The 21,115-nt window shown below is 42.5% G+C and carries 21 protein-coding genes and 1 pseudogene; 8 read left to right on the forward strand and 14 right to left on the reverse strand.

The window, feature by feature from the left end; all coding sequences use genetic code 11:
• Position 1: 1 nt before the first annotated feature.
• The 3 genes from BKM01_RS10540 to BKM01_RS10550 all read left to right on the forward strand — a co-directional run bounded on the left by BKM01_RS10540 (position 2) and on the right by BKM01_RS10550 (position 2,224).
• Positions 2-271, forward strand: a complete 270-nt coding sequence (locus tag BKM01_RS10540) for a DUF1294 domain-containing protein (RefSeq protein WP_072361935.1) — start codon at positions 2-4, stop codon at positions 269-271.
• Positions 272-572: 301 nt separating this feature from the next.
• Complete coding sequence (locus BKM01_RS10545) at positions 573-1,676, forward strand: hypothetical protein (protein WP_072361937.1); 1,104 nt, start codon at positions 573-575, stop codon at positions 1,674-1,676.
• Between the two features lie 56 nt (positions 1,677-1,732).
• Complete coding sequence (locus tag BKM01_RS10550; RefSeq protein ID WP_128754327.1) at positions 1,733-2,224, forward strand: hypothetical protein; 492 nt, start codon at positions 1,733-1,735, stop codon at positions 2,222-2,224.
• A 513-nt stretch (positions 2,225-2,737) separates the two neighbouring features.
• On the opposite strand, the gene mtaA is transcribed toward BKM01_RS10550, so the two are convergent.
• Complete coding sequence (gene mtaA / locus BKM01_RS10555; protein ID WP_072362017.1) at positions 2,738-3,757, reverse strand: methylcobamide:CoM methyltransferase MtaA; 1,020 nt, start codon at positions 3,755-3,757, stop codon at positions 2,738-2,740.
• A 68-nt stretch (positions 3,758-3,825) separates the two neighbouring features.
• On the opposite strand from mtaA, the gene BKM01_RS10560 reads away from it, so the two are divergent.
• The gene (locus BKM01_RS10560) at positions 3,826-4,848 is read left to right on the forward strand and encodes a methionine synthase (protein WP_072362022.1); all 1,023 of its coding nucleotides are present in this window, start codon (positions 3,826-3,828) and stop codon (positions 4,846-4,848) included.
• Here the strand turns inward: BKM01_RS10560 and BKM01_RS10565 are convergent.
• Positions 4,838-5,839: a stage II sporulation protein M gene (locus BKM01_RS10565; protein ID WP_072361943.1), complete on the reverse strand. Its 1,002-nt coding sequence runs from the start codon at positions 5,837-5,839 to the stop codon at positions 4,838-4,840. The two genes, BKM01_RS10560 and BKM01_RS10565, sit on opposite strands and share 11 nt — an antisense overlap.
• A 134-nt stretch (positions 5,840-5,973) precedes the next feature.
• Between BKM01_RS10565 and BKM01_RS10570 the strand changes: the two genes are divergently transcribed.
• On the forward strand, positions 5,974-6,711 hold the full coding sequence (locus tag BKM01_RS10570) for an RAD55 family ATPase (RefSeq protein WP_072361946.1): 738 nt from the start codon (positions 5,974-5,976) through the stop codon (positions 6,709-6,711).
• On the opposite strand, the gene BKM01_RS10575 is transcribed toward BKM01_RS10570, so the two are convergent.
• The 11 genes and pseudogenes from BKM01_RS10575 to BKM01_RS10625 all read right to left on the reverse strand — a co-directional run bounded on the left by BKM01_RS10575 (position 6,712) and on the right by BKM01_RS10625 (position 17,649).
• Complete coding sequence (locus BKM01_RS10575) at positions 6,712-7,752, reverse strand: EF-Tu/IF-2/RF-3 family GTPase (protein WP_072361949.1); 1,041 nt, start codon at positions 7,750-7,752, stop codon at positions 6,712-6,714.
• A 47-nt stretch (positions 7,753-7,799) separates the two neighbouring features.
• Positions 7,800-8,966 (reverse strand): RNA ligase, encoded by a 1,167-nt coding sequence (locus BKM01_RS10580; RefSeq protein WP_072361952.1) that lies wholly within the window; start codon positions 8,964-8,966, stop codon positions 7,800-7,802.
• 9 nt (positions 8,967-8,975) lie between these two features.
• Complete coding sequence (locus BKM01_RS10585) at positions 8,976-9,752, reverse strand: CBS domain-containing protein (RefSeq protein ID WP_198926198.1); 777 nt, start codon at positions 9,750-9,752, stop codon at positions 8,976-8,978.
• A 28-nt stretch (positions 9,753-9,780) separates the two neighbouring features.
• The gene (locus BKM01_RS10590) at positions 9,781-10,620 is read right to left on the reverse strand and encodes a CBS domain-containing protein (RefSeq protein ID WP_072361958.1); all 840 of its coding nucleotides are present in this window, start codon (positions 10,618-10,620) and stop codon (positions 9,781-9,783) included.
• 23 nt (positions 10,621-10,643) lie between these two features.
• Positions 10,644-11,654: a CBS domain-containing protein gene (locus BKM01_RS10595; protein WP_233125734.1), complete on the reverse strand. Its 1,011-nt coding sequence runs from the start codon at positions 11,652-11,654 to the stop codon at positions 10,644-10,646.
• A 46-nt stretch (positions 11,655-11,700) separates the two neighbouring features.
• Positions 11,701-12,549 (reverse strand): CBS domain-containing protein, encoded by an 849-nt coding sequence (locus tag BKM01_RS10600; protein ID WP_327078540.1) that lies wholly within the window; start codon positions 12,547-12,549, stop codon positions 11,701-11,703.
• Positions 12,512-13,114: a CBS domain-containing protein gene (locus tag BKM01_RS10605; RefSeq protein ID WP_072361965.1), complete on the reverse strand. Its 603-nt coding sequence runs from the start codon at positions 13,112-13,114 to the stop codon at positions 12,512-12,514. Before BKM01_RS10605 ends, BKM01_RS10600 begins: the two co-directional genes overlap by 38 nt.
• A gap of 171 nt (positions 13,115-13,285) precedes the next feature.
• Entirely contained in the window at positions 13,286-14,698 is a 1,413-nt protein-coding gene (locus BKM01_RS10610; RefSeq protein WP_072361968.1) for a sensor histidine kinase, read from the reverse strand.
• A gap of 9 nt (positions 14,699-14,707) precedes the next feature.
• Positions 14,708-15,748: pseudogene (locus BKM01_RS10615) on the reverse strand (uroporphyrinogen decarboxylase family protein).
• Entirely contained in the window at positions 15,745-16,392 is a 648-nt protein-coding gene (locus BKM01_RS10620) for a cobalamin B12-binding domain-containing protein (protein ID WP_072361971.1), read from the reverse strand. Before BKM01_RS10620 ends, BKM01_RS10615 begins: the two are co-directional and overlap by 4 nt.
• Before the next feature lie 132 nt (positions 16,393-16,524).
• Positions 16,525-17,649 (reverse strand): OB-fold nucleic acid binding domain-containing protein, encoded by a 1,125-nt coding sequence (locus tag BKM01_RS10625; protein WP_072361974.1) that lies wholly within the window; start codon positions 17,647-17,649, stop codon positions 16,525-16,527.
• Positions 17,650-17,777: 128 nt separating this feature from the next.
• On the opposite strand from BKM01_RS10625, the gene BKM01_RS10630 reads away from it, so the two are divergent.
• The 3 genes from BKM01_RS10630 (at position 17,778) to BKM01_RS10640 (ending at position 20,823) form a co-directional block, all read left to right on the forward strand.
• Positions 17,778-18,401, forward strand: coding sequence for an RNA 2'-phosphotransferase (locus BKM01_RS10630; protein ID WP_072362025.1), 624 nt, complete (start codon positions 17,778-17,780; stop codon positions 18,399-18,401).
• Positions 18,402-18,981: 580 nt separating this feature from the next.
• Positions 18,982-20,301 (forward strand): DNA primase DnaG, encoded by a 1,320-nt coding sequence (gene dnaG / locus BKM01_RS10635; protein ID WP_072361977.1) that lies wholly within the window; start codon positions 18,982-18,984, stop codon positions 20,299-20,301.
• A gap of 135 nt (positions 20,302-20,436) precedes the next feature.
• The gene (locus BKM01_RS10640) at positions 20,437-20,823 is read left to right on the forward strand and encodes a hypothetical protein (protein ID WP_143744183.1); all 387 of its coding nucleotides are present in this window, start codon (positions 20,437-20,439) and stop codon (positions 20,821-20,823) included.
• Positions 20,824-20,911: 88 nt separating this feature from the next.
• Here BKM01_RS10640 and BKM01_RS10860 read toward each other — a convergent pair whose 3' ends face one another.
• Positions 20,912-21,055: a hypothetical protein gene (locus BKM01_RS10860; RefSeq protein WP_157769644.1), complete on the reverse strand. Its 144-nt coding sequence runs from the start codon at positions 21,053-21,055 to the stop codon at positions 20,912-20,914.
• Positions 21,056-21,115: the final 60 nt, after the last annotated feature.

The raw sequence follows: 21,115 nt of genomic DNA on the forward strand, positions 1-21,115 counted from the left end.
CATGTTTGTCCTCGAACAGCTGGTACTTGCCTATATTGGCCTTGCCAGTCTTTTTTCATTTGGGATAATGGGAATTGATAAGAGAAAAGCTGTAAAGGGAGCCTACCGCATATCGGAGAAATTCCTTTTCACCTGCGCTTTTGCAGGGGGCAGCGCGGGTATCCTGGCAGGCATGTACATCTTCAGGCATAAGGTTCGCCGCTGGAAGTTCAAACTGGGTATTCCTGTAATCCTTATTCTGGAACTTTATCTTTACCTGAAATTCTTTTAAAATTAAAATCTAGAGGGTCCTTTTGTCAGCTTTCTTAATCTGACATCTCCGCAATATTTTTTGGATAGTAGCATCCAGATCCGGAGAATCACATTATTATGTGTTAGCTCAATGGGTAACACATGTATACATAATACCAGAGTATATATAGGAGTTAGATTATTTTACAATGTGAGGTTCAACTCAACCCACCAGAGAATAGTTGAACCCCTGTATCGCCCGAAGGCATGGTAATATTGGTTTTGAGGGTACTTAAAACTTGCTTGCTTCTGCCTCTTGGGCAAACTAAGAGGTGAATAAAATGCAAAAGAACAACAAACTTGGATTTGGACTGCTGGTCGCAATGTTGCTGGTGAGCATGGCATTTGTGCCGGCTGTGAGTGCTCAAAGTACTGATGAAGCACTAGATGATAAGATAGTACATTCACATCAAGACAAAAAATTTGTGTGTATGGTGCAAAATTTCTCAAACCCAATTTCAATAAAAGAATTAAATGGGACAAGAGAATCAGTAATCAATAATTACAGAAAAGAGAAGGGAACTGCAAACAATTCAATAATATACTCAGTACCCCAAGTTCCGGAAGGAGGGCGCATTGTAGCATACTGTTTTAGAATTAATGATGATGGAACAACAAGTCAATATGTAGGAATTGCTGGTGATGAGAAGTCCGTGTCTAAGATTCGGGAAAGGGCAAAAACGTGGTACAATACTGAAGTCTTGGAATTTGAAAAAGCAGAAACAAATATTGATTCAGAACTCATTTCCAATAACTTAAGCCCAACTTCATCCGAAAGTGGAGCGCAATGGAGTGATCCATGCAGATTCTATGATGATTATTATTTATCTCCCTATGGAGGAGTAACAAATAATTATGAATTATATTGTCTTTACAATGACGGTAGCAGTACAGTAGATTGGTTTGCTATTGTTCAAGAATTTGGACTTGAACCGGGCTATCGTGCATTTGCTCCATCTTCATGGAAAAACGATGTAGGTTATGCTAAACAAGAATGGTGCGATGGTAATTTAGGAAATCCACAATTGTACAGTTATAGGCCAAACGGACCATACACAGGACAAACATCACAAAGTGTAACTATAACCGGAGGATCTGGGGGAGTTTCGGCAGGACTTACTTGGACATATACTCAACCAGATGTATCGACAGAATGCTATAGCAGTACAAATACAGACATTGCTGAATGGAAGATTACGTGTAATAGTGATACTGCTAAGACTTCTACTGTAGGTATGAACCCGGGGAGTACATGTAGTGCAAATCAACATAGTAGTGGAAACTACAAAATACTGGATGTCAAAGGTGTAGGCATATTTAGAGAAAGTTTTCTAAGTTCTAAAATTTTGTCCACTACGTCTTCACCATACATCAGCTATAATTAAGAAAATATTGCTGCCAAAAGGTAGTAATATTTCAATTTTTAGAAATTTGGTGGCACATGGAAAAATTGAATAGGATACTATTATTAATGCTCACAATAGCTTTCCTGTTGTTCTTTTATTATGTGATTCCTGTTGAGGTGGAAGGCGTGGTTGAAACCAAAGCGATTAACGGAAGGATGAGTGGAAATACCGGAGCTACTATTTTGTTGAACAGACAAGTTCCGGGCGAACCCTGGATACTTGTAGAGGATAAAGACTTTGAGCAGTTTTTCTCTCCAGAGGACAGGAATGTCTTCATCAACGATTCATTGCACGAACAGATGGATATGAAATATGTCAGCATTGACTATATTGTTTCCATACAAGTGAGTTCTGATGATCCTGTCAATGATGTAAGAAAAGGGCAAACTTATGCTTACTATGCCAGCAGAGAAGATTTCAATATGGCAGAAATAGGAGATACTGTAAGATACAGGGTTTCAAGGTTTGAAGACTATAGAATTGAAGAAATACTGGAATCGTCCAATCGAAGAGGGATAGTTCGATGATATGGACACAAAATGCTTATAATGCGGATCCTATGGAAGAAGATGTAGATATCAAAAAATATTGGATTTATTTAAATGAAACTTTCAGAGTAGATTTGAACTCCGTATCCCCAAAGGTATGGTAATATTGGCTTTGAGAATACTTAAAGCTTGTCTGATTGTGCCTCTGGAGTAAATTGAGTGGGGATAAAGAAAGAATGAAAACATATGCAGTTAATTTTTTACATATTATTAATATATTTTAAGAAAGATTTGCATATTGGGTTTGAATAAAGATCAAAAGGACTGGTTGATATGGAAAAGACATATAAAATTGTTATAGGCTTTATATTATTACTTCTTGTAGTTTATACTTTCTTTTTGATATTAAATTATAGATAATGCGTATGGTGACAATAATTTATTATATCTTTGAAATGCGCATTCTCTAATTAGCACTGCTAAAAACAAAACCGTCTTTTTATATATCAAAAAATTTTCTATGACACAGATTGTAAATCTTGAAATTATAATTTATTCAAAATCATTCAGATATTTGTCCCTAGCCTGTTCCATTGCCCTGATGTTCACAACCGGGGTTTCAGGTGCAAGACCGCAACCCGGAGCTAGTATATCCACTCCCTCCTCCAAGCATTTGAATGCTTCCTCCTCAACTTCTTCTGGTGTACTGTAAAGCAGGGTATTTGTCGTTGATATGTTCCCTATAAGAATGGTTCTTGAGCCGATCTGAGATTTTGCTTCAGCTACACTGACACTTTCCTCAATACTAATTCCTTCAAAACCACAATTTGCCAGTGAGGAGAGAATGGATGTCGTATTACCACACATATGCATAACAACCGGTCCTTCAATGGAATGAGTAAAATGCTGATATGATGGTTTGATGAGGGTCTCGAATAACAGACAATCGAGTGTTTCCGGTCCGGCAACCGTATCATTCAGGCAGATCACATCGGCTCCGGCTTCAAAAAGTAATTCTGCATACCCTTCACAAATGCAGGTTGCTTCCCTGATATACATCTTGAAGGTTTCAGGTTTGAAAAGAGCCCATTTCAGGTAATTCTGTGCTCCTATAAGATGGTATACCAATGTAGCCGGGCCTTCCATTCCTGCAATCAGCGGTACATCCGGTGCAAGATTTTTCAATCTGCGTGTGGCTTCCAGTACCACCGGTATCCTTGCTCTGTCATAAAGGTCGGCAGGAATATTGGGTTTTTCCACTTTTTCGGCAAAGGGATGGGATATCACTTCAGGAGGCTTATTTATGGTTCCCAGGTCAACTTCACATCCGGCCGCTTCGGCAAGTACCGTCAGGCAAAAGGGGTAGCGTATTGCTTCCAGTCCCCCGACATTATGTGCTGCCAGCGAGAGTTCTGCCATCTGAAAGGCGCTGGAGTGAGCCTGTGGCCAGAATGCTCCGGTAGTTTCCATCAGACCGTTTGTGGCTGTCTGGGTCACTGATAGTACAGGTATTAGTCCTTCTTCCTTTCCGGCTAGAACATTGAGTAAATTTTCTCTGAGTCCAGATTGCATTTTGCTTCCCATTCTCCTACATTGAATATTGCGCAATTGTTATTAATGAAGCTTGCTCATTGGAAAGCATGACAGAACTGATTTTCGATGATATCGGCAGTTTCCCTCTTCAAGGAGGAATAAGTGCAGAGTGGTTAAGAGAAGCAATACCCGCACATGAACCTGCGGCTTTTGATGTCATCAAATCCACATTCCGGCAAAAACTGGATGCCGGTGTGGACGTTGCAACCTATCCTCAGTTTCAGGATATGAATAAGCAATTCCTTTCCATCCTCAATGATCCTGAATGCATAGAGGGACCCTTTGATGTAAAACTAAGTTGTGCGAAGATAATTGAACTTGAAGCGATTGAAAAAGCTGCAGAAGAGTATCGGATGGAAACCGGTATAAAACCCAATGTCCGTGTGTGTGTGACAGGTCCACTGGAATTATACTTGCAGGAATTCGGTGGAACTTCCTATGATGATATACTGGAACTCTTTGGACAAAGCATTGACAAATTTGTAACCAATGCCATTGATAATGCATCCAATTTCAATGTACATACCGTATCCATTGATGAGCCCAGTATCGGTATCAACCCGCAGGTTATGTTTGATGATGATGAGATTATAAATGCACTGGAAAAAGCCTCTGCAACTGCTTCCCGCAAGGGAGTGGACGTAGAGATCCATCTGCATTCCCCGCTGTACTATGAGCTTGCCTGTCGTACATCAGGTATCAATGTAATTGGTGTGGAATCAGCAGCCAGTCCCACCTATCTGGAACTTATTGATAAAAAAGTCCTCGAGGAAACAGATTCTTTCCTCAGGGCCGGTGTGGCGCGAACGGATATTTTCAATCTTGTAGCCATTCTCAATGAAAAATATTCAACCAATGCCTGGCAGAAACCTGAAATGCTTCAGGAACTGGTAACTGACATGGAAACTCCCTCTACCATCCTCAAACGTCTGGAACATGCTTATGGAATATTCGGGGACCGGGTCAAATATGTCGGGCCGGATTGTGGTCTGGGCTCCTGGCCGACCCCGGAAATAGCTTCTACCCTGCTTGGTAATGTAGCAGAGGCCCTTGATACTTTCAGGAATTGAGTAGTGAGGATACAAACGGTTCTACTATTGAAAGGGCCCGGGTAATTATGCTGGGTGTAACCTCTGTCTCTATGAAAGCGGTTATCAGAAGCAACAGTACGAATAATACGTAAATTTTCCAGAATAAGGGAGAAAACAGGATTGTACCTGTATTCCTTTCTTCTGTTACTATATCTGCCTCCAGGTCCTCTATATTGTCGGAGACGAAAAGATTTTTGTCCCTTACAAGCCGGCAGTTGGAGTCTGCAATTACATACCCGATGGAAGTACTGACAAGGATGACCGGAATTTCGATTATCCCGTGGGGCAGGATTGCGGATATGAAAAAAATAACATTATAGACAACTCCACCCACAATTCCATTGATTCCGGCCATCTGGTAACCCGAAAAAGCTCCGTTGAATAGGTAAAAAGCAAAAAGCATTCCCAGAATGGCCCCATTGGCGGCTGCTACTAGCAGAGGAACTGAAAAGGGGACTATTGCTGTAAGTAGCTGGAAATGATACCTGCTGTAGCCTGTATAATTCCATACTGAATTTTCTTCTGTTTGGGTATTGATGGACCGGAATCCAAAAAAGCGCTCAGCAGGCCACTCAAGTACCCTGTAGATCGGATAGAGGTCTTTTTCCATTGCAATAGAGATTTTTGCATAATTGTGATGCTGCCTGCGGGATGTGATATCTTTCAACAGGAAGCGATTTAAATAGACAAAAATTGCTGTCCCTGCCGAAGCGGTAAGAGCAGCGAGGCTATTAAAAAGGAATATCGACCAGGTAATTCCCACATATCCTGCGCCCCGATGGACTTTTGAAGTTGCTGCGGATGTGGCTTTTTCAATGGTCTCATTTATAGTTACAGGTTCTGCCATGGCCGTCATAATTGCATAAGTTGCCAGTGCCAGTAAAGCTGTCAATGCGGCTGAATAGGTAAATATTTTCAGACACCACAGAAAAGCAGGCCATTTTATCAGGGAATTTGGTTTGGATGACATGTTGCGACCATTTTTGGGAATGTTAACTATAACTTTAATATACTTCTAAAGTATAATATTCATTTAGTTTAATATAACCTGATGTATGCATTGGATACCTAGAAGTTTTTTCCATATATTATTTGAGGGTAGTGATGAAGGCAGAGACTGGAATTGAAGGGCTTGATGAATTGATAGGAGGAGGCTTGCCACAGGGGAGGGTCTATCTATTGAATGGCTCGCCGGGAAGTGGTAAAAGTACCTTTGGTATGCAGTACCTGACACATGGGGCGTCTTTCGGAGCTGCAGGTCTCTATGTCACATTGATGCAGAATTCCGAGCATCTTGTAGCCGATATTTCCACTTACTCCCTCAATCTGCCTGCCCTGCTGAAAATGAAAAAAATATTCTTTGCAGATCTGGGCCCGGAGATGGAATATGGGTACATGGATGAATTAAAGGAAGTCATAACTCCTAAATCCGATATGAATCCCTATCCTGTAGAAGGAGAGCCTCCATCTGCTTCAATTGTTTTTAAGGAAATATCTGCACATGTTGCGGCCAATGATATCAAAAGGGTTGTAGTGGACCCTCTCTCATCCATACGTTTTTCCAATCAGGACGAATGCCTGGAAAAAATGGAAATGGCGCGATTTGTGCGCAATCTACAGGCATTGGGTTGCACGACTCTTCTTATAGACGATCATCCCACTCCTCTAAGTGTATCTTCGGAGCATTTCGCTGCCGATGGTGTGATATTATTCCATAATCCGGCTTCAGATGATGAAGATCGCTCTCTCCAGATCATAAAAATGAGAGGGGTGCCTCATCCCATATCCAGACAGGCCTTTCGGTTCGGGGAAAAAGGCATTGAGGTACTCGGCAGAAGATAATTATTCTTTTACGAACCCGTAACCTGTAAACCTCTGTTTTGCATCCAGATTTGTGATTATGAATCTGTCCTGCTGCCTGTAGGCTATTTCATGGGAGCCGTTTAAATGAAGTGTGCATTGCTGGCTGGAATTTACCTGCTCGGCTTCCTTTCCATCAATCTCGATTTTCTCAATACGCATAGGTGATGACTGCAGGCCTGTGAAGATATGGGGTACATCGGATATCTTGAGAGGAGAAGCAAAGGAGGAAAGGGTACATTCCAGTACGAGGGATTCAGCAACCTCTTCCTTTTCAGAAATAATGAAACCCCTTTCAATATCCTTTGACTGGACACCCTTAAGGGCAAGGCCGACCCTGGCGCCCGCAGGAGCGCTTTTTACATCTTCGTCATGCATCTGGATAGATCTTACTTCCAGAGGCTTGTCTGCAGGGTAGGCTGTCAGTTTTTCCTTTGCATTCACCGTCCCCTGTTCCACAATTCCCAGTACCACACAGCCAATCCCCGTGACATTGAAGGATTGATCAACGGTTATGCGGACGGGTTTATCGTTTAGTTCTTCATATTGAGAATTGACCTGCTTGTCAAGTTCAAAGATCTTTTCTTTGATCTCCTCCAGACCTTCGAAGGACTCGGTGGACAGGTTTACAAATTCCCAGTTTGCCAGGGCGGTTGGGGACAGGATTTTCTGCAAGTTTTTCTGTAGTTCTTCCTGTGCGTAAGGGTATGAGGTATCCGCTTTGGTGAGTACGACAATCCCGTGCTTGTACTGCATGAGGTCCAGGGCCATGATACATTCCCCGGCAAAGGCATCAGGGCCTTGCGGTGGAATACAGAGCAGGGCTATGTCGGAAAGTTGAAGGGCAGTAACAAGGGGTTTGACGGATTTGGGGTAACCATTGGCATCAATTGTTGTCATCACCACATCGTTCTTGGCATAATCATACATGGTGATATCTGCAGATGTGCTCTTTTTACCCAGTTTTGCCGCCAGAGAAGTCCTGCCGCTTCCCTCACTTCCGATAATTGCGATTTTAGTCATTGTTACACCTATGCACTAACAGGTGCTTGGTGCATAAATGTGTTACTTTACCAGAGGTTGCCTTCCCACATCGCTTCTGTCTTGTCGGTGGTACTCTGGTTGAGTTTTTGCAGGTTAACCATAAGTTCTCCTCCTGAATACCCCACCCGGTCAAAAATAGCATCAATACCAAGCCGGCGGAAATATTCCTCAAATTCCTGCAGGGTTTGTGGACTTTGAAACCGCAAGGTAACCTCATCATAGAGTTTTTCACCGTTGCCAACCCTTCGGACAGAATCGGCCATAGGAGAGATGATGCTTCTGCCAAGCCTTAAGCATCGTTGATCCATTGTCTCTTCGTCTTCATCCCATTCCACGGTCTGGAAACCTTCCCTGACTACCCTGGAATACAGGTAATCCCGCCCCACCTCATTATAGAACTTGAAAGCATGTTCAAGATCGGCACAATTACTCTGAGAACATGTATATTTGATAGGTGCCAGGTCCATATCCAAATCCTTGATGACCACCCCTTCGTGTCCCATCTCACCCAGTTCTTTTATAATTTGCATGATCTTTTCAGCAGCCTCTTTCCTTGCAAACTCTCCCAGGAAAGGAACCTGCTTAAAACCAAATGAGGCGGCCAATTCTCTTCTTTGTCTGACCTGCAGGGGTTGTCCAGTCTTTTTATGGCGTATATCGAAAACAAAAAAATCCAGTGTCTGCGTATCGTAGATATTTTTGGAGACATAAGGATTCTCAGGGCCTGCCATTTCCCCGTGAACTACCAGGTCAGGATATTGTCTGAAAAAAGAGGGGTCTAAAAGATAATTGACCTTTTCTGTGGAATAGGGACAGATATGCCCGCTGCGGGTGAAAGCGATAAGTTTTCCTGCGTTTTCAATTACACGGACATTATATCCGTTCATCTTTTCTTCGACTATGAGTTTATCAATTTCTGAAAAATGGTTATTTATAGAAGGCTCAAGCAGCATCGCACGCTGTATTTTTGGGAAACCCAGGATTAAATCCAGTTTCCCATTGTGTTTTTGCAGGAGCACACTTCCTCTTTCTATACCTGAGACGGAAGTTTCGAACCTGAAAAAATTCGTGTACTTTCCCCAGTTTCTTGATAGTAGTCTTTTTTCAAGCAGTCTTTCCAGTCTGGAGACTGACAGCCCTAAAAACAGGGCTGTCTTTTCCATATCAAGTTCTGGTTTCTCCGAACCTTTCATCCTTTGCCTTCATTTTGCCAGGGTATCTACAAGGGTACGCCGGGTGATAAAGCCCGCGAAATCCTCCTCCAGATTGAGTACCGGTACTCCACCGATATTGTTCTTGAGCATCATATCAACCACCTCGGCAACCGGTGTGTTGGTGTATGCGGTCTTGGTACCCATTTTCATTATATCTTCGACAATCAGGTTCTTGATCCTGGAATCCTGCTGGTTTCCGGATACAAGTTCCCGGAAGGATTTCATCGCTTTGGCAATATCATGTTCGGTAATTATACCAAGCAGTTCACCGCTATCCATTACAGGGAACCTGCCCATATTGTTCTCGAGTATTATGTGCCTTACATGACTTACCCTGTCGGCCGGATTGACGACTACAGGTTCCTTTATCATCATTTCACCGGCAAAACCATCGAAATACAGGTTTTGAAGGATTTCCTGGGGAGTAACCCAGCCCATTATATCCTCGTTATCGGTGACTATCAGAACCCCGCCTTTCTTTTTCATCAAAGTAATGGCATCATCAAGATCGGTATCTGGCAGAACTTTAATGAAATTATCCGATACAGCAGTGGCCACATGAAGGGAAGAGGCAGGTTTGGCCCCCTTCTTGCGGGTTCCCAGTTCCTTGGTAAGATTTCTCATGGTCAGGACACCTACAAGCTGACCGTTGTGAGTAACCAGCAGTCTTCTTGTATCGTTCTTTTCCATTATGTCCAGTGCATGAGAAATAGTGTCTGCTTTATCTACGCTTATTGGTTGTACCATTATGTCCTTTACCTGCATAATAAACATCTCCTGGGAATTTACCTGCTTAAGCAGCCCTTATTATATCGATTCTGCTCAAGATTCCTACTATCTTTCCTTCCTTTTCTACAGGAAGGCCTGTACGATTGTTTTCTACCATTACTTTGGCCGCATCTGAGAGGTTATCTTCGATATTTACAATCCCGTCAAGTTCGACCATTATATCCTCTGCTACCAGAGGTACATCTTTTACATACCTGTATGTTTTTTCGCCTCCCTGGGTGGGTTTACGTGCCATTTTGATATTCTTTGACTGCATCTTACCTTCATTATCCTCCATGGCACTAAGAGCAATATCCCTGGTGGAGATCATACCGACGGTATCCCCAACATCGTTTATCACTATTACTTTACTGACTCTGTGCTTTTCCATTTCATCTATTACATGGTTGATTGTATGATGGCGGTGCACCTCCACAGCGTCATCGGTAAGCACTTCGGAAATTTTAGTTGTTATGGCTTTATCTGCTACATAACGGACTACATCCCCGATTGTTACGATTCCCTGTAGCTTGTTCTTGAACACCGGCAGGTTGTTGATCTGATTTTCCAGCATCAGGTTAATGGCCTGGGATACGGATGCATCGGGATAAATAGTGATAACCGGTTCAGCAGTCATCACCATTTTTGCCGGGATCTTGTCAATGGGGCGCCGTCTCCACATTGGTTCTGCCTGTGCAAGGCGGCTGCTGATATCACTTTTTGTGATAATTCCCTTTATTTCATCCTCTTCAACAACTATCAAAGTACTGATCTTGTGACGAAACATCAGGTTCCTTGCGTGTGATACAGGTTCCTCTGTTCCAATCACATAGACCGGAGTACTCATTATATCCGATACATTCATTTTCCTATCCTCCGTAAGAAATTTTATTGTTTGTCTGCCAGTGCAAGCAGGATATCCCTTTCTGTCAGGATTCCCTCTAGATTACCATCTTTTATTACAGGAAGGCATCCGATTCCTTTTTCAAGCATGATTTCTGCTGCTTCGCCGAGATCAGCATCCGGTATTGTCCAGATAAGCTCATTATGCAAGAGGGAGCTAATCGGGCTGTCGAAAGCCTCGTGGATGTTACCTGTTGTGAGTTTTTCAAAAGCTTCCCCGGTTCCCAGATAACCGAGGATGTCGGAAGATGTAACGACTCCGACAAGTATATTGTCCCTGACAATAGGAACTCTTTTGAACTCATTTTCAACCATTGTCCTGGCAACATCCCAGATCGAGGTAGCTGCATCCGCAGTTTTGACATTTCTGGTCTGCCATTTTTCGACCTTTTTCCCGGTCAGCACTCCTTCTATAAAGGTAAGGAAATCCCTTTCTGTACAGATTGCTTCCAGATGACCCTCATTGTCCACTATGGGCACGCATCCAATATGTTTGTCTATCATCAACTCAAAGGCCTTTTCAATATGTGCATCGTTCCTCAAACTGTGGACATTATGCTCCATTACGTAGCGCACCTGTGCATTTATAGCTGAAAGCAGGTTCCCCTTGAATTTTTTCTCCACGAAAAGGCTTCTTTCTCCTCCACCCAATAGGTCCATTATATCCACTGAAGTGATTATACCTTCAAGTTTTGATGTCCCTGCATTGACAATAGGCATATGCTTGAAATGCATCTTGCTCATTTTTTTAATGATATCTATTATGGAAGTAGTGGGATTTGAGGAAATTACATCTTTTGTTGCAACGGCCAGCATACTTCCCTCATGCTGGGCTATATGGGCCTTGAAGTTGACATTTCCCCTGTCCATTGTACTCTCCATACTGTAGGCCTTTGGATCCTTGCTGATATCTGTCCCTCCTGGATTACCGGTACTTTTTTGTCTGGAACTCATTTTATCCTCTTTTTGAATACGTGTTTTATCCTTTGAATTCACCTATACCACCCGGTATAATGTGTTATATCATCTCTACAAAGCCTACTTATTCGGTATAGGCCCTGAGCAGGTCGCTTCTGTCTACAATGCCTACGGGTTTGTCTTCAACAGCCACTGTTAATCTGCCGATATCATAATGCAGGATTTTTTCTGTACATTCTTTCACGGATGTATCCTGTTTGATGCTGTAGGCAGGTGTTGACATTACTTTCTCAACTGGCTGGTTGTGTATGCTGCCGTCTTTTTCCCTGACTCCTATACGTGCAAACCCCGATTTTATCAGGTCTCTCCTGGTAACCATGCCCATCAGTTTATTTTTCTTTGAGACCACCGGAAGGCCTGTATAATCATTTTCAAGCATAGCAGACCAGATTTCCCCGATGTTATCTGTCGGTGTGCATGTGGTGACAGGAGAGGTCACGATCTCGCTGATTGATTTTGATAAATCCCGCTTCACCATTTTGCCAAGAAGATCGGTATTGCTTACAATTCCTGCCAGGTTTTGTTCAATGGTACTTTTAACCACGGGACATCTTTCAAGTTTTGCTTCCAGTAGCAAGGAAGCGGCCCTGTAAATATCAGTCTCAGGTGTTATCTGTGGGACCGGGTTCACAAAACCGGCAACAGTCACATTTGATTTTGTGGATGCCACTTTCAAAATATCCTGATCAGTGATCATTCCCGAAACCTTCCCTTTGTCTTTCACAACAGGAATTCCCCTTAGAAAATGATCTCTCATCAACTGGCGAGCATGGGTCACAGTGTCACTTTCGTGCAGATACACTGCGTCCCCTGACATAGTTTCATTTATCTGCGTGCAAAAATCCCCCTTATTTGCGGCGTTGGTTTGATGGTTTTTAGTCGTAGTATCCTTCTTCTTCCTTGCAGTCTTCACAGAGGGCCAACCCGTTTACGCTTGTGAGTTCATCCACATACGAACCGCAACGCTGGCAAATTCCTCTTTCCAGATAGCTCTCTTCAGGAATCCCTGTTTCCCGGTTCATTTCAATGAGGTTCTCTAAAATAGTGTTGAGGCCCGGAGAAATTGTAAGAATATCCCTATCTGTAATAATACCAACAATATCTTCCCCCTTATTGACTGCAAGTCTACGTATATTCGACTTTACCATCAGCCTGGATGCTTCTATAACGTTAGTAGAAGCCTCTACCATTATAATCGGAGATGACATGATCTCTGTTGCCGGGACAGAGCTGGGTGTTAGGTCCTGTTTTACCACCTTGCCAACAATGTCACGCTCTGTGATTATGCCAATAGGTTTACTTTCCCTGCTTATTATGACGCTGCCGGTACCTTTAGCCATCATTTCCCTGGCAACCTCAAAAACGTTGCAGGTAGCATCTAAGCTCACAACATTGCGGGACATAAGGTCCCCAACAGGTATTTGACTCTCGATTCCCCCATAAGACGAGTCTTCGCTGTTATGCTCCTGCACGACCATTGCATCACACTCCTATATAGAATATTTCTGTTTATGCCTTATATAGATGTTCATTTTGCATTGAAAAGAAATTTTCTGGGAATATGATGGAGTACCAGTTATGAAAAATAAGCATGCCTGAGGGTGAATATCACCAAATATTATTTATAGTAGGTTTGTTGAGGAAAAAAATCATTTTGTAGAGGGTATATCAAGGATGAATTTTGCTCCATTTGGTGTGTTATCCTTTACTGCAATATGGCCTCCATATCTTTCTATAACCTTTTTTGAAATATACAGACCCAGTCCAGAATTGCTATCTCCGCCTTCAGTAAACCCTTCCTTGAAGATTTTGGTCTTTATTTCATCGGGGATTCCTGTGCCGTTATCCTCTATGGAAATGTGACAATACTTCCCGGAAGGTGCCATTGTAATCCTCATTTTATTGGCTTTACCATGAGCAATTGCATTTTTTATTATATTTTCAAAAACAGAGGACAATGCATTATCTGCCAGAACTTTGCAATGGCCATCAATGGAAATATCCATTTCAATATCTGTACCTGCAATTTTTTCTATAATTTCCTTCACTTCATAACAGTTAAGGTCTTTCCCGGTGCCTATAAGATTTTCAAGTCCTTTCATGTCATTGATTTTTTCAAAACTGCGGTCAACAGCTTTTTTGGAAATCTGGATGTATTTTGGATTAGGCCTGGTTTCATTCATCTCCAGGGACATTTTAATAGCGCCCAGGTTATTAGCCAGGTCATGACGCAAGATCTTGTTAATTACTTTCAGCATATCGTTTGCATCGGCAAGTAAATTATGTGACTTTACCAGTTCATTCTGCCTGGCAATATTCTCCAGTACCAGTGAAAGCACGCTGCGAATGCTCAAAGTTAAATTCAGGAATTCATGTAAACGACTCGGATAGGCTATATTTTCAAGAACAAATATTCCTTCATCCCTATCCTGCAAAGCTAGCCTGAAACAGAAACTCTTTTTCGATGGGGCTATTTTATAATATTCATTGCTCTTAAGAAAAGCTACAATTTCCTTTTTCTGGAAATCAGTAAGATGTATGTCACTTTGTGCTTTTGTGTTATGTGCCTCAAAATAACACAGGTTTTCGGGCAGGCACATCATTGCAAAGAATTCTTTTGTATGATTTATAATGTCCTCTTTGCGATCATATGAGGAGAGAGTATAGATTGAATCCATTGCTATTAAGTAAGAGGACATTTGCTCGCTGAGTTTGCGATTTTTTGCTTGCTTTTGTTCAAGCATTAATTCCATAAGTTTTGCATTGAGGATATAAGGATAAGCAGATTTGTCAGCGTCCTGACATTCTTCAGCCTTTATGTGGTATTTTTCATTATCAAATATATCCAGTAGCCGGGGTAAAGGTCTTTCATTTGCAGATGTAATTATATACACAGTACCATGGCTTTCTAGCAGTTCTTGCTGTGATTCAGGGGTTAAGTACCTGAAATCCTGCATATTAAGTATGGATGCGTCTTTTAACATCTTTTTATTGGAAGTGAGCCCCTCACCATGGACACAGAGGTCATTTGAAAGCAATAGTAGAGGGTTTTTCGATTCCATAATGATCTGTTATTTTTCCAGTGGGTAACTACCATATTTTTTCACAGCATTTGCGATGTTGAGAAGTGTCTCATGAGAGACATCCCATACCATTTCCCCGTGGTTATCTGAAAGAATATATCCGCCACCATCACCTGCTTTCTGTATGGCTTCCCTCACTTTATTTTCTGTTTGTTCAGCTGTCCAGTGCCTCATTTCAATAGCATTGAGGTTGCCCAGCAGGGAGATTTTCCCTTTGCACCTGTCTTTTAGCTCGGTCAGGTCTTCCATGGCACTTACACCCAGTGCAGCAGCCCCTGTATCCTGAAGGTCTTCAAGGATTGGCATACTGCGCCCGGAACCCAGATGTGTGGCCACGGCACCATTGATATTGTCGATTGTATCTTTTGCAACCTTATATCCTGTCTCGAGGAATGTTTCCTTGGGCACTATGGTAGGGGATGATACAGGGTCAAAGTAACCAATTGCCGTAGCACCGGCTTCAAGCTGTGAGTTGGCCCATTCTGTGCAGAACTTTTTGTTCACATCCATTAATTTCCAGAACTTCTCCCTGTCCTCGTACATCAGGTCAAAATACCTGTCAAATCCCATTTGCATCACAGGTAACGAAAATGGGGACATAACAGTTCCGATAATAGGGATCTCTTCGCCTTTTTCCCTGTAAAGAATACTGATAGCCTTACGTACCTCATCAAATCCTTTGTGTCCCATTACATCAGGAGCTTCCAGCTCATCGATTTGTTCGAATGATTCGATTATGGGTTTGCCTGCATTGGGTGGACCATCATCATAGAATACGGTTGAACCGCCCTAGGCCTGGGTTTCAAGGGAGGCATAAAAGAAAGGATAGAAACAATCATGCCCATATGTTTCCTGCATTTTAAGCTGTGCCCGGGCAACGTTTTCCCCACTTGAAAAGTATTTCTCCGGGTGCATATTCAATAACTGTGCACCATGACCTGTAAGCAGAAGGAAATAAGGAACCCTGTCAGGTTCTTCGTGACCAAGGGTTGTAAGTACACGTTCCATAGGTGTCATTGCGTCTTTCATTGGTGTACCTCCTCTTTATACTGGTCAATCATTTTGTATACATCAGAGGAAGTCCTTGCCATGTGATCAGCCCCGACTTCCCTGTACAACATATCATCAAACAAAAAAGGGGCACCTCCGGCAATTACCTTCGTTTTCAACCCCCTTTTATCCATACGTTTTTTTAGTTCCCTGATCTTCAGAGCAATATTCAGCATCAGGGTTGATGTGAGGAGTAGATCGATATCATCTTCATTCAGTTTCTCAACGAGCTGATCTAGATCCATATTACCGTATTCAATAATTGAATATCCTGTTGATCGCAGCATTGAAGTAACAACCTTTTTACCCAGCATGTGATAATCGCCAAGTGTAGTTATTGCTATTTTGGGGTAATCAATTCTTTCAGTACTTGCAGCAGGCAAAATCTCGTCCATAAGTTGTTCTGCAATCCTAGCTGCCATATAATTCTGGGAAAGGGCAATTTCTCCTGTATCCCAGGCGGTTCCGATTCTTGTAAGGGCAGGAGACACAATTTCATCGATCACCTGAAAAGTATCATTTTCCGAAAGGGCGCCTTCAAGTATCTGTCCAGCATAAACACGATCAAATTTAAGTAATGCACTTTCAAAATCAAGAGATTTATCTTTGTTTAAACGATTCATTATAAATGTCCTGATATATTATAAGTGGTATTTTAAAATGGATGTATTAATAGCTATCGTATAACAGTGTATATGAATAAAAGAAGCCCACGGCCTTAAGCCGTGGAAAAATTGAAGACAAAATTCAAGTTTTCAGGAAACGATCACTTTACTTCGTCCTCCGGCATTGAGCTCCACTTCCTCATTGAAACCGGATTTAGCAAAAGCATCGATGATCTTAATAGGTGTATCTATATCGACTTTGTCCACAAGCTCGGCCTTTTCATCCCAGAGTGCAATCCTGATCCTGCCCGTCTCATCGGAGACATATATATTGGAAACCTTCCCTTCACTGCCATTGCTGCGGCTAAATTCCTTGAGGTCTCCCATACCGGAAACTGCTCCTTTGATTGAGTAGGGCTGGCCGGGGATTATGTCGGCAATCGGGGTATAATCTTCTTCAAACTCCACTTCTCTGTCGGTTTTGCGCAGACTGCTGTGGTTGCCTACCTGTATCTCTACTTCCTGGCTGTAGTTGTTAAGCCGGGCATAACCATTGATTATTTCCACACTATCCCCGGTTTCCAGTTTATCTGCAAGTTCGGTACGTCCATCCCACAGGGTAATCCGGATCTTGCCGGTTTCATCCCCTATTGTAATGTTGCGTACCCGTCCTTCAGAACCATCACGTTTCTGGAAAGTACGCACATCCGATACATCCAGCACCATTCCAACGACATTTACATCAGAATCCCCGTCCTTTATCTCCGAGATACCGGAGAGGTTAATATTTGCTTTGACATTTTCCTCACTTTCAGAAATGCCTCCCCCTCTGCCGATATTCACTTCAATTCCTGAATAACCTTCTTTGGCGTAGCCACTGATATTGTAACTCTTACCGGCACTGATATCCCCGGTTTTCAAAAGGTCTGCAAGATCATCCCAGAGGGTTACCCTGATCGAACCTGTTTCATCCGCCACTATAATATTTCCAACCCTGCCTGTGGTGCCATCATCACGGCTGAATTCCTTTGGTTCAAAAACAGAAACGGCCTTTCCTGTGAAATTCACGTTGGATGATGCCTCATTTATGTCTGCAATCTTGATCGTCTCAACGCCCGCCTCCGTAGCACCGAGGTTATGTGCTACCAGCAGGGCGGCTGTCTGGACATCACAGAGGTTATGCATCTCCTCTATTTTTTCCTCTACCTTTGCTTCAAATTCTTCCCTGGAAATTATGCCTTCCAGTTTTTCATATACTGTATCGATATCGTCCATCAGCACACCTGCAATCTTTGATAATAATGAATAGTTAGTCTTCATTGCAGGACGAATGTGATAAACCTAACGAAACCGGTCATTCCGATAATATAATTAACCATAAGTTCCATCCCTCTCCTGATATCATGATCCGAAAGTGTGGAGAACACGGCTATTTCCGTGGTGAGGAATGCCCCCAATGCGGGGAAAGAGGTAAATTTATGCTCGATGATGAGCATGAGATGAGACTGGGACGTTTCGTTTCCGGTGTCCTCAGGCATTTTCCGGATGATGTAGGGCTGGATATGGACGCTCAGGGCTGGATCGAGCTTGATGCTTTTTGTGAGGCAATGAAAAAACGGTATAAGTGGGCAGGCAAGACGCGTCTGGTGTCCCTTGTGGAATCTGATCCCAAACAGAGATATGAAATTGATGACTCTTTTATACGTGCCCGCTATGGTCATTCTATAGATGTGGATCTTGATTATCCCCTGTATGATTCTGATGTACTCTATTATGGGGTAAGTCAGGAAGAGGTTGATATGCTTCTGGAAAATGGTATCAAACCTTACAGGCAGACCTATATTCATCTGAGTAATACCAGCCAGCGAGCAAGACAGGCGGCATCGGTGCATACCGATAATCCGGTTATACTTGAGATAGATGCAGCCAGTGCTGCAAAAGATGGATACGAGTTCCTCTGTGCCAACGACGAGATAGTACTCAGCAAAGAAGTTCTACCTGAATATATAGAAGTTGCAGATGAATAAATAATCTCCCGTTAAATGGGGAAAGACCAACAGCAGACCCCCATATTTCCACTGGAGACACATCTACATTTTTATTTTAGTCTGATCTTTTTGTTCTTTGGTAAGTACCATAAAGTTCTTAAAGGACAAAATCCAACTAGAATTGGTCATTAAAATTATATGATCATTATTAACATTATCAAATTTCATTAGGTGTTATGATCTAATGAATAATCAGCCAATGCAGATAAATTTGGATCATTACGATTGGCTGCCAACATGGGCGGCCAATGATCAATAAAACGGAAGCATTATCAGATTTCATCACTCATAGAAGCATATATTTCCGATAGGGTCGGTTATATAACATTGGATAATTTATATAAGATCCAATCACACAAGCAAAATTGAACTTAAACAAGTTAGTTCACAGTCTTATGTGTTCATTCGGACTGTTGGTACAACATTTGTCCGTGGGGGACAAAAGCATAGAGCCGGCATTATCCGGGCTTGATGTGGTGACTTCTGGAAATATATTCTGTTTTTCTTTGTTCTGATCGCGATTTTAATGCATTCTCTAAGAATAAGGAGTGAATCAACAATGCAAAGTACTGATACAACAAAGTATATCATTCATTCAAAAATCAATGCTGACGGGGTGATAGAACGCCCTGATATTGTAGGAGCTATCTTCGGACAGACCGAAGGTTTGCTGGGGTCTGATCTTGATCTGCGTGATCTCCAGAAGACCGGCAGGATCGGCAGGATCGAGGTCGTTGTAAGCACCAAGGGTGGAAAGACCAAGGGCAACATACACATTCCTTCCAGTCTGGACAGGATCGAGACATCAATCCTCGCAGCATCACTGGAAACCATTGACAGGGTAGGTCCCTGTTCTGCGAACATCGAAGTTAGCAATATAGAGGATGTGCGTGCGACCAAACGCAAACACATAGTCGAAAGGGCCAAATTCATTCTCACAGGTATGTTCGATGCCAACTTGCCTGAATCCCAGGAAATCGCTGACGAAGTACGTCAATCCGTACGCGTCGAAGAAATGCAGTTCTTTGGCAAGAATAAGAATATCCCCTGCGGTCCCAATGTACTTGATTCCGATGCCATTGTAGTGGTAGAAGGACGTGCCGATGTCCTGAACCTGCTGCGTTATGGTATCAAGAATGCCATCTGTGTGGGTGGTACGAATGTGCCTCCTGAGGTTGCAGAACTTACCCGGAAAAAGACCGTAACCGCATTTACCGATGGTGACAGGGGAGGCAAGCTCATTATCAAGGAACTGCTGCAGGTAGCAGATATCGATTATGTGGCACGTGCTCCTGATGGTAAAACGGTTGAGGATCTTGTACAGAGGGAAATAATACGTTCCCTTCGCCAGAAAGTACCGGTAGAACAGGCAATGGAAGCCTATTCTATCGATAAACCTGCTGAAAAAGCCAAACCATCCACCCCTTCAGGTCCTAAAAAAGGTGGCCGTATCGCCCGGGTTCCAAAACGTGAAAAAAGGGTCAAACCCGATCGTCCCAGGAATCCCGCTGCCAAAATTAAAAAGATCGCCGAGCCACCCATCAAAAAAGAAAAGCCAAAACCTTCCAGGTCAAAACCTACAACCTCGCAACATCCCGTTCTGAAACGTTTAAGTCCTCATTCGGAATCGCTTGCAGGTACCCTTGGAGCACGCCTGCTTGACCAGGATGATAAGGTTGTCAATGAAACACCTGTACGTGATCTTGTGAATACCTTGAAGAATTCAGAGAATAATGTAAAAAGTGTGGTATTTGATGGTGTTGTTACCCAGCGTATACTGGACATAGCATCCAACAAAGGGATCGATACCCTGATCGGCGTGAAAAAAGGCAATATCACAAAAAGTCCTGCAAACGTAAAGGTTTATACGTCTGCCTGATCCATATCCCATAAATTATATCAATATTTCACACCTCTCCTTTGCATGAGGAAATTCTTGCAGAGGAGAGGCCTGCTTTTTTTGTTATTGGTTTTAATGCTGTTTACGTCGGGCTGTTCTGACATAGGGGACACGGTGAATGATGTTAATGAAACCGTGGCTCAGGGCAAGGAAGATGTTGAGTACCTGAAATGGATGAAGGGTTCACTCGATGTCATTCATTCCGATTATGCAGATATCAAACAGTCTCTTGAAGCCCGGGATGTGGTAATACTGGAAAGAGCTGCTGGCAACCTTACTACTCACTGCAGGGAATCCAAAGAAACAATGCAATCTTTCAGTCCATCTCCCAGCCTGCAACCTGTGACTGAGAGGTACAGTCAAATTCTCAATCAATCCTGCAGTCTGGGTACTTTTCTGGAAGAAAATGCAGCCACTCTTAATGTCACAAATGAAACAACCCTGAAGAGAGTTGAGAAAAATATGGCTTTTGTAAATTATTCGTTAATTCTCAACAATTGAAAGTCAAACCTGATTGTAATATGGATTAGTTGCCATCTTTGGACATTTAAAAACATAACGAAAAATAAGAAACTATATATATTATAGATTATTTGAGGGGAATAGTTGAGGAATACTGCGAAAATCCCCCCAAACTCCCCCAATTGAGTATTGCAGTACTGATCCTCCAAAACTCATCCCCCATCATCGAGTATTCCTCAACAACCCCCTCTTTTTGGTCTTCTTTTTTCAAACCTTAGCCCGGCTATTGGTACATAATTAATTAAAAAGATTTAAAGAAAAAAGAGAGACT

Origin of the sequence: Methanohalophilus portucalensis, from assembly GCF_002761295.1 — an archaeon.
Taxonomy (GTDB): domain Archaea; phylum Halobacteriota; class Methanosarcinia; order Methanosarcinales; family Methanosarcinaceae; genus Methanohalophilus; species Methanohalophilus portucalensis.

Bases quoted from the DNA above. Each gene is read 5' to 3' on its own strand.
- BKM01_RS10540 (WP_072361935.1), top strand. From the start codon at position 2: ATGTTTGTCCTCGAACAGCTGGTACTTGCCTATATTGGCCTTGCCAGT.
- BKM01_RS10545 (WP_072361937.1), top strand. From the start codon at position 573: ATGCAAAAGAACAACAAACTTGGATTTGGACTGCTGGTCGCAATGTTG.
- BKM01_RS10550 (WP_128754327.1), top strand. From the start codon at position 1,733: ATGGAAAAATTGAATAGGATACTATTATTAATGCTCACAATAGCTTTC.
- mtaA (WP_072362017.1), bottom strand. From the start codon at position 3,757: ATGCAATCTGGACTCAGAGAAAATTTACTCAATGTTCTAGCCGGAAAG.
- BKM01_RS10560 (WP_072362022.1), top strand. From the start codon at position 3,826: ATGACAGAACTGATTTTCGATGATATCGGCAGTTTCCCTCTTCAAGGA.
- BKM01_RS10565 (WP_072361943.1), bottom strand. From the start codon at position 5,839: ATGTCATCCAAACCAAATTCCCTGATAAAATGGCCTGCTTTTCTGTGG.
- BKM01_RS10570 (WP_072361946.1), top strand. From the start codon at position 5,974: ATGAAGGCAGAGACTGGAATTGAAGGGCTTGATGAATTGATAGGAGGA.
- BKM01_RS10575 (WP_072361949.1), bottom strand. From the start codon at position 7,752: ATGACTAAAATCGCAATTATCGGAAGTGAGGGAAGCGGCAGGACTTCT.
- BKM01_RS10580 (WP_072361952.1), bottom strand. From the start codon at position 8,966: ATGAAAGGTTCGGAGAAACCAGAACTTGATATGGAAAAGACAGCCCTG.
- BKM01_RS10585 (WP_198926198.1), bottom strand. From the start codon at position 9,752: ATGCAGGTAAAGGACATAATGGTACAACCAATAAGCGTAGATAAAGCA.
- BKM01_RS10590 (WP_072361958.1), bottom strand. From the start codon at position 10,620: ATGAATGTATCGGATATAATGAGTACTCCGGTCTATGTGATTGGAACA.
- BKM01_RS10605 (WP_072361965.1), bottom strand. From the start codon at position 13,114: ATGGTCGTGCAGGAGCATAACAGCGAAGACTCGTCTTATGGGGGAATC.
- BKM01_RS10610 (WP_072361968.1), bottom strand. From the start codon at position 14,698: ATGGAATCGAAAAACCCTCTACTATTGCTTTCAAATGACCTCTGTGTC.
- BKM01_RS10620 (WP_072361971.1), bottom strand. From the start codon at position 16,392: ATGAATCGTTTAAACAAAGATAAATCTCTTGATTTTGAAAGTGCATTA.
- BKM01_RS10625 (WP_072361974.1), bottom strand. From the start codon at position 17,649: ATGGACGATATCGATACAGTATATGAAAAACTGGAAGGCATAATTTCC.
- BKM01_RS10630 (WP_072362025.1), top strand. From the start codon at position 17,778: ATGATCCGAAAGTGTGGAGAACACGGCTATTTCCGTGGTGAGGAATGC.
- dnaG (WP_072361977.1), top strand. From the start codon at position 18,982: ATGCAAAGTACTGATACAACAAAGTATATCATTCATTCAAAAATCAAT.